The following is a 7,691-nucleotide window of genomic DNA, read 5'->3' on the forward strand; positions in this document are numbered from 1 at the left end:
CGGCACAGATAAGCGCTGAAAGCATCTAAGCGCGAAGCTGGCCCCGAGATGAGTCATCCCTAGAGCTTCGAGCTCTCTAAAGGGTTGTCGTAGACGACGACGTTGATAGGCAGGGTGTGTAAGCGCTGTGAGGCGTTGAGCTAACCTGTACTAATGGCCCGTGAGGCTTAACCATACAACACCCAAGCGGTTTTGGGTTGGACTCGAAATAAAGCCAGTTGATTGTGGCGAGAACGAACAGCTTTCTAGATACGTGTTTTGACTGAAAAGTGAAGACACACCGAATTTTGCTTGGCGACCATAGCGCTTTGGACCCACCTGACTCCATGCCGAACTCAGTAGTGAAACGAAGCAGCGCCGATGGTAGTGTGGGGTCTCCCCATGTGAGAGTAGGACATCGCCAGGCTTGCTTTCTTGTTTTCAGATTTTTGGAAAAATCTGAAGGCAAAAACGCTTATCTTGCTGATTGCTCGATGCTTTTGATAACGATGATGCTCATGTATTGGCATACACTGCGCGTCTCGNATGCCGAACTCAGTAGTGAAACGAAGCAGCGCCGATGGTAGTGTGGGGTCTCCCCATGTGAGAGTAGGACATCGCCAGGCTTGCTTTCTTGTTTTCAGATTTTTGGAAAAATCTGAAGGCAAAAACGCTTATCTTGCTGATTGCTCGATGCTTTTGATAACGATGATGCTCATGTATTGGCATACACTGCGCGTCTCGATTCAACACCCTCATCGCATCAAAAAAGATAACCTAATTAGAGCTTAATATTGGGCTTTAGTTAGCAAACATTTAAGCATCAAAGCAATGATATGTAAGACTTTGATGAGAAAATACAGAGCCCTGACCTAACGGTCGGGGCTTTTTTGTATCTTGAGAGTCTAATAAGACTGCGTATCTCGCAGCAAAATTCTCGATCTATAGATCGCAATATAATTATTAAAGTAGATATGCGTAAAACGTTGATGAACTAAAATATGAGGTACTAACCATTCGGTTAGTTTTTTTTGTTGTAGGAATTGGCCTTAATAAACCGGTCATTAACTAATATGGCGATCCTAAAGGCTATATAAGCAAGATCGCAGCAAGCAATCATGTGCTGCTGCGATACGAATTAACGCGGAAGTAAGCAGCTTAATGCGATTTGGCTATCTACGAGCCGAATGCCGACAGCGACCATCTCGTCACAAGCAGATGATACCGTGCTGGGGTCAATGCCGCGACATGCTGCGAGGTTAACAATGACGTCAAAGCGGCCGCGCTTTTTCAATTGGATAGCCGTGGTTTTGACGCAGTAATCGGTTGCCAAGCCACCGACAATCACGGTTTCTACGGCTTGGCTGTGTAGCCACTCAATCAAGCCCGTACTGAGTTTCTCTTCAATATCATGAAAGCACGCACCGTAGGGGTGAAGGTCAGGCTCGATGCCTTTCCAAACCACATAGTCGTAATCGGTAACGGAAGGCAAGCCGTCGAGAGTTTCAAATCCTTTGGTACCGGGCACAGCATGCTTGACCCAAGTAAGGTCAGCGTTTTTGTGTGGCAACGATTGAAACATATCCGCGGGATCGTCGACGACCCAGACCGCATTAGTAGGATGTGCATCTTTGGTCAGTATACGTAAATCAGCCAACGCCGCCTGCTGGTTCAGAGCCGGCCCGATGGTGTCGCCCTCTGGCACAGGCAATTCATCAGGACAAAGCGGCGTGAAGGTGCATTGCGCATCCACATCAATCGCGGCAATTTTGGCTTGTTTCATTGCATCATCACCTAGAGTATCTGATTGAGTAAATGATCGGCCTTAACCCGTTTTATCCGCTTGAGCAGACGCTTGACTGGGGCTGGATAGTCTTCCATTTTTTCTATCTGTTTATAGCTGCCGACCAACTGAGTGTGTGCCAGAATTTTGTCGACTTCTTTCTGTTTCTGCGCTTCGAGTTGCTGATGCTTATCATGAATCAAGATGGCGTTTTCTAAGTCTAGCTTCCATGCGCGTGGATTCAGGTTATTACCTGTCAGCAACATGTATTGGCGATCGACCCAAATTCCCTTTAAGTGAAAACTGTTGTCATCGTGTTTCCAAATATGGATGTTTAACTGGCGTTTGGCAATCGCCGCTTCGTTACGACGTGCAAAGTGGCGCAGGTTGACTTCATACAGATAGGGGAGTGCCGAAATGGTCTTAAACGGTGCCTCTGGCGGCGAGTAAAAGTCATTGGCGGTTTTATCGCCAACAATGATGCTCACCGTCACGCCTCGGCGTAGTGCACGACGAATTTCTCTGACGACACTGCGTGGCGGATTAAAATAAGGAGTGCAAATCACCAACTCTTTTTGCGCGCTGGCAATCAAATGGCAGATATAGCGGTTGAGCTTGTTCTTACGCTTACCCAATCCGACCATAGGGGTTAGCCCGACTTGATCCTCGCGGAGAGGCTCATCATCATAGCGATAGCTCGCACGCTGCAGCTGGGTGCGAAACTCACGAATACTCGGCTTAAGTGCTTTGCTGTTGGGTCGGTCTGGCGAGGTGAGGCAATTGACCGCACTATCTGCTGTCAGGGTATTAACAATAAAGTCTGCCATGGTGTCGGCGAGCGCTTTATTGTTGAGCACATGATAGCGGTCGTATCGATATCTATCATGTTGCGCTAAATAAACATCGTTTAAGCTAGCGCCGCTGTATAGCACTGTATCATCAAACACAAAGCCTTTTAGGTGCAGGACGCCAAACACCTCTCGGTTTCTGACTGGTACGCCGAGTACCTCTATTTTATGCGGGTAACGCTCGGCATAGGCGCGATATAATCCTGCATTGCCATCAGACTGCTCAGCACCGATCAGCCCTCGTTGTGCACGATGCCAGTCGACTAATACCTTGATATCAAGATCAGGATTGGCCTGCTTCGCTTCATAAAGCGCATCAAGCACGCTACGTCCAGCCTCATCATCCTGCAGATACAAGGCGACGAGGTAAATCCTGGATTTCGCCTTTTTTATTTCACAGAGCAAGCGCTCTCTAAACGAGACGGCATCTAATAAGGTTTCGAGATTGTCTGGCTGGTGCGCAATGGTGGGCAGGCGGTCGATAAGCTGCCGGTTTGCGTTCGCTGAATCCATTGTTACCTCTTGTTGTTCGACGGCCAGAGTCGAGCGGTTTGATGCTAAACCCTGAATTATACCAGAAATTAGATCAAGTCATGGATCACTGCGCGTGGCTTTGTTGTAAATATCACGCTTTAGGTGTGTATTTCATCGCGACTAAGTCTTTACCGCTATGACAGTAGCTCTGGTATCGCGCCGCCAATTCCTCTGGCAGGGCTTGTGTGTCCACACTGCTGAAACCGTGTTGCGCGTATAAGGCGGTCAATGGTCGAAATGCCAAGCAAAAGCTTGGACACTGCGCCAATACGGGCTGGACGGCGTCGAGTAGTTGATGGCTTAACCCCGTCCCGCGCAAGTGCGGATGCAGCAGCATGCCAGTGAGCAGTTGGTAGTCTTGACGCGGCTGAAAGCGCACCGCGCCACATAAACCGCTGGGCCCATCCACCACCCAGATATGTTCATCCTTTTTCGGTTTACCCGGTGGATAGTAGGTTTTATAAAATCGCGCCACGAGAGGAAACCGTAACGGCTCGAGAGGGTGAATGTGGTAATGATCCATAGCCTAATAGATGCGCAATACGAGCAGGACAGGTAGTATACCTATCCATGATTTTTTCTGACAGCGTAATGCATTGATGAAGTGGTTATCTGATGTGTCTTTGACACCCCATCACACCTTTGGTCTCCCCGCCCACGCTCATGCGATCGTGGAAGCGCACACGGTGGAGGATTTATATGCTATTTGGCAGCACGCTGACGACCTAGCGCTTCCTAAGTTAGTGGTGGGAGAAGGTAGCAACCTGCTCTTTTGCCAAGACTTTCAGGGCGTGGTGGTGCTTAATCGCCTGAACGGTGTGTCAGTCGATGACGAGAGCGACCACTGGATATTGCACGCGGGGGCCGGTGAGTCTTGGCACAATTTAGTCGCTTGGAGTATTGATAATGGTTTGCCCGGGCTCGAGAATCTCGCGCTTATTCCTGGCTGTGTCGGCGCCGCACCGATTCAAAACATTGGTGCTTACGGTGTCGAGTTTTGCGAGCGCTGCGCGTATGTCGATATCGTCAATCCATTGACTCAGCAAACACGTCGTCTGACCCGAGATGCCTGTCAATTCGGTTATCGCGATTCGATATTTAAAACCGACGTGATGACAGGGTGGGTGATCACGCAAGTGGGGTTTCGATTAGCGAAAGCGTGGCAGCCCGTGCTCAAGTATGGTGCGTTAGCGGATCTCGATCCAGAGCAGGTATCAGCGCAAACCATTTTTGAGGCGGTCTGTGCGATCCGCCAAGCCAAGCTCCCGGATCCCCGAGAGTGTGGCAATGCGGGCAGCTTTTTCAAAAACCCGGTGCTTGATGCACACCAGGCGCAAGCCTTGCAAGCCCGTTACCCCGAGATGCCCATGTACGCTGCTGGAGAGGGAAAAAAGAAGCTCGCCGCAGGCTGGCTGATTGACCAGTGTGGTTTAAAAGGCAAGCAAGTGGGAGGGGCGCGTGTGCATCCTAAACAAGCCCTGGTGCTGACGAACGCTAATCAGGCAAGCAGCCAAGACGTCATTCAATTAGCCAAGCAGGTGGTCGACGACGTCAAGTCGCGGTTTGGTGTGACCTTGCACCATGAGGTGCGCTTTATGGGTGCCACGGGTGAAACCAGCTTGGAGGCACAATGAGCAGAGCACATAACGCTAGACTGACTCTTATAGACCGCTTATCCGATGGTGAATTCCACTCTGGCGAGATGCTAGGTGATGCGCTAGGCATGAGCCGAGCCGCTATCAGCAAACACATTAAAGTGTTGCAATCGTGGGGGCTGGATATTTACCGGGTGCAGGGCAAAGGCTATTGCTTATCACAACCGATAGAACTGCTGGATGACGTCTGGCTCCGTGAGCATACCGACGTGCCCGCTTTATCCGCGATCCCGGTCATTGATTCGACCAATCAGTACTTGATGGAACGTGTGGGACAACTTGCGTCAGGCAGTGTTTGCTTGGCTGAATATCAGCAGCAAGGACGGGGTCGCCGTGGTCGCGCGTGGCAGTCGCCTTTTGGCAGTAACTTGTATTTGTCGATGTATTGGCGTTTAGATGCCGGCCCTGCGGCGGCGATGGGACTGAGCCTAGTGGTTGGTGTGGCGATCACCAAAGCACTCCATGAACTAGGCGCGCCAGGTGTGAAGGTGAAATGGCCCAACGACCTGTATTTTCAGGATAAAAAGCTCGCTGGCATCTTAGTGGAAATGACGGGGCAAACGGGCGATGCGGCTCACCTTGTGATTGGCATGGGGTTAAATATTGGCATGGGGGCACATTTGAATCAAAACATTGACCAGCCTTGGGCGCGTTTAGCGGAGGCCTGCCATCCCATGCCATCACGTAATACATTGGCGGCAACCTTGATTGCGCGTTTAAAAGACGCACTGATTGACTATGAGCAACATGGGCTATCGAGCATCATGGCCGACTGGCCTAAGTTGGATAACTTTATCGACCGCCCCGTTAAATTGCTGATGGGCGATCGAGAAGTCCGTGGTATTGAGCGCGGTATCGATGAACACGGCGCCTTATTGCTTGACGTTGGGGGTGACATCACGCCTTATTTAGGTGGAGAGATCTCTCTAAGGCGCGATGACTAACCCTGATCTCGCAAGCACTATTTGCGCACACGGATACGTTGAACGGAGTGGTTGGCACCTTTTTCTAGGATTAAGCTGGCGCGCTCACGGGTCGGTAGAATGTTCTCCGATAAGTTTTTCCCGTTAATCTCATCCCAAATGGTCGCGGCTTTTTGAGTGGCTTCGTCGACCGATAACCGCGTGTAGTGATGAAAGTAAGCCTGTGGATCGAGAAAGGCACCTCGGCGGAATTTCATAAAGCGCTCGATATACCAATGCTTTAGCAACTCTGGTTCGGCGTCGACATAGATAGAAAAGTCGAGAAAGTCGGAAATAAACACATGATGGGGGTCGTGCGGGTAATCCATACCACTTTGCAGCACATTGAGCCCTTCGAGGATCAATATGTCGGGTTTCTCTACGTTTTGCACGTCAGAGGTGATGTCGTAAACCAGGTGAGAATAAATCGGCGCGGTGACACAGTCTTTTCCTGATTTGACGTCAGCCACAAACTCAACCAGTTTGCGCATGTCATAAGATTGCGGAAACCCTTTCTTATGCATGATGCCACGCGACTCAAGTTCGGCGTTTGGATACAAAAAGCCATCCGTAGTGACCAGCGCCACTTTGGGATGGTCAGGCCATCGTGTCAGCAAGGCTTTTAAAAGGCGTGCGGTGGTGCTTTTCCCCACGGCGACGCTGCCCGCGATGCCAATAACATAAGGCACATGATTTGATACCGGTTGGGATAAAAACTCGTCTAGCACTTCCGTCCGGCTTTTGCGCGCTTTTACATAGAGATTAAGCAGCCGGGATAGAGGAAGATAAATATCGCGCACCTCATCCATCGACAAATGCTCGTTAAGGCCGCGCAAGCGGTCAATGTCATCTTCTGTGAGCGTCATGGGCACTGCATCCCTCAGTTCAGCCCATTGTTGACGCTCGAACGACAAATAAGGCGTTAGCGTTGCATTCATGATCCATGTGCCTTAAGCCAGTAAAGAGGGTGACGATACCGCAAACGACAGGGAAGGAAAAGCGCCGACGACCGGCGTTAAGTGACCCGGTTGGTTATTTTCGCAACAATCACGCGAGAAAATACGCAAAAGACGAAAAAATCACCCATTTTTTTAAAATTCCCTATTGCACCCCTCAAATCCATGGCATAGAATGCGCAGCACTTGTCGCCGGCTTAGCTCAGTTGGTAGAGCAACTGACTTGTAATCAGTAGGTCGCCAGTTCGATTCCGGCAGCCGGCACCAAAATTTAGGTGGAATTCCCGAGCGGTCAAAGGGATCAGACTGTAAATCTGACGGCTCAGCCTTCGAAGGTTCGAATCCTTCTTCCACCACCATTTTCAAAYTGTTTGAATAGCTCTACGAGTAACGATTGCGGGCATCGTATAATGGCTATTACCTCAGCCTTCCAAGCTGATGATGCGGGTTCGATTCCCGCTGCCCGCTCCACTCTTTTTAGAGTGCTGATATAGCTCAGTCGGTAGAGCGCACCCTTGGTAAGGGTGAGGTCGGCAGTTCAAATCTGCCTATCAGCACCATCCTCTCCAAGGTAACTTCAAGCCGTTTGATATATACTCAACAAACCTGATTGTTGGTTGTGTGGTCGTAATGCCACCGAAATACCGTGCTTAGAGGGACTGTCATGTCTAAAGAAAAATTTGAACGTACGAAAACGCACGTTAACGTTGGTACTATTGGCCACGTTGACCATGGTAAAACTACGCTGACCGCAGCTATCTGTACGGTACTTGCAAAAGTACACGGCGGTGCAGCGCGTGATTTCGCGTCAATCGATAACGCACCAGAAGAGCGTGATCGTGGTATCACCATCGCAACGTCTCACGTTGAGTACGATACACCGACTCGCCACTACGCACACGTTGACTGCCCAGGACACGCTGACTATGTGAAAAACATGATCACCGGTGCGGCGCAGATGGACGGTGGTATCC

The 7,691-nt window shown here is 50.1% G+C and carries 7 protein-coding genes, 4 tRNA genes and 2 rRNA genes; 9 read left to right on the forward strand and 4 right to left on the reverse strand.

What is annotated here, in order from left to right; all coding sequences use genetic code 11:
* Together BZG13_RS14780 and rrf are read left to right on the forward strand one after the other, a co-directional pair.
* A 23S ribosomal RNA gene (locus BZG13_RS14780) occupies window positions 1–175 on the forward strand; the annotation flags it as partial.
* A gap of 115 nt (window positions 176–290) precedes the next feature.
* Window positions 291–406: ribosomal RNA gene (rrf, locus tag BZG13_RS14785) — 5S ribosomal RNA — on the forward strand.
* A 711-nt stretch (window positions 407–1,117) separates the two neighbouring features.
* Here rrf and BZG13_RS14795 read toward each other — a convergent pair.
* From BZG13_RS14795 to BZG13_RS14805, 3 genes are all read right to left on the reverse strand, one after another.
* Entirely contained in the window at window positions 1,118–1,762 is a 645-nt protein-coding gene (locus tag BZG13_RS14795) for a nicotinamidase (RefSeq protein ID WP_077487167.1), read from the reverse strand.
* Between the two features lie 11 nt (window positions 1,763–1,773).
* Window positions 1,774–3,123 (reverse strand): CDP-diacylglycerol--serine O-phosphatidyltransferase, encoded by a 1,350-nt coding sequence (gene pssA / locus BZG13_RS14800; protein ID WP_077487168.1) that lies wholly within the window; start codon window positions 3,121–3,123, stop codon window positions 1,774–1,776.
* A 112-nt stretch (window positions 3,124–3,235) separates the two neighbouring features.
* Window positions 3,236–3,619, reverse strand: coding sequence for a GNAT family N-acetyltransferase (locus tag BZG13_RS14805; RefSeq protein ID WP_332301548.1), 384 nt, complete (start codon window positions 3,617–3,619; stop codon window positions 3,236–3,238).
* A 124-nt stretch (window positions 3,620–3,743) separates the two neighbouring features.
* On the opposite strand from BZG13_RS14805, the gene murB reads away from it, so the two are divergent.
* Complete coding sequence (gene murB, locus BZG13_RS14810; RefSeq protein WP_077487170.1) at window positions 3,744–4,778, forward strand: UDP-N-acetylmuramate dehydrogenase; 1,035 nt, start codon at window positions 3,744–3,746, stop codon at window positions 4,776–4,778.
* Entirely contained in the window at window positions 4,775–5,743 is a 969-nt protein-coding gene (gene birA / locus BZG13_RS14815) for a bifunctional biotin--[acetyl-CoA-carboxylase] ligase/biotin operon repressor BirA (protein ID WP_077487171.1), read from the forward strand. Before murB ends, birA begins: the two co-directional genes overlap by 4 nt.
* A 17-nt stretch (window positions 5,744–5,760) precedes the next feature.
* Here the strand turns inward: birA and coaA are convergent, their stop codons facing one another.
* Complete coding sequence (coaA, locus tag BZG13_RS14820) at window positions 5,761–6,699, reverse strand: type I pantothenate kinase (protein ID WP_077487172.1); 939 nt, start codon at window positions 6,697–6,699, stop codon at window positions 5,761–5,763.
* Between the two features lie 209 nt (window positions 6,700–6,908).
* Here coaA and BZG13_RS14825 point away from each other — a divergent pair.
* The 5 genes from BZG13_RS14825 to BZG13_RS14845 all read left to right on the forward strand — a co-directional run.
* Window positions 6,909–6,984 (forward strand) — tRNA-Thr (locus BZG13_RS14825).
* Between the two features lie 7 nt (window positions 6,985–6,991).
* Window positions 6,992–7,076 (forward strand) — tRNA-Tyr (locus BZG13_RS14830).
* 37 nt (window positions 7,077–7,113) lie between these two features.
* Window positions 7,114–7,188: transfer RNA gene (locus BZG13_RS14835), tRNA-Gly, on the forward strand.
* Window positions 7,189–7,201: 13 nt separating this feature from the next.
* A tRNA-Thr gene (locus BZG13_RS14840) sits at window positions 7,202–7,277 on the forward strand.
* A 104-nt stretch (window positions 7,278–7,381) separates the two neighbouring features.
* Window positions 7,382–7,691: GTP-binding protein (locus tag BZG13_RS14845; RefSeq protein WP_241824822.1), on the forward strand; the 310-nt coding region annotated here is incomplete at its 3' end.

Origin of the sequence: Salinivibrio sp. ML323, assembly GCF_001995745.1 — a bacterium.
In the GTDB taxonomy this organism is placed as follows: domain Bacteria; phylum Pseudomonadota; class Gammaproteobacteria; order Enterobacterales; family Vibrionaceae; genus Salinivibrio; species Salinivibrio kushneri.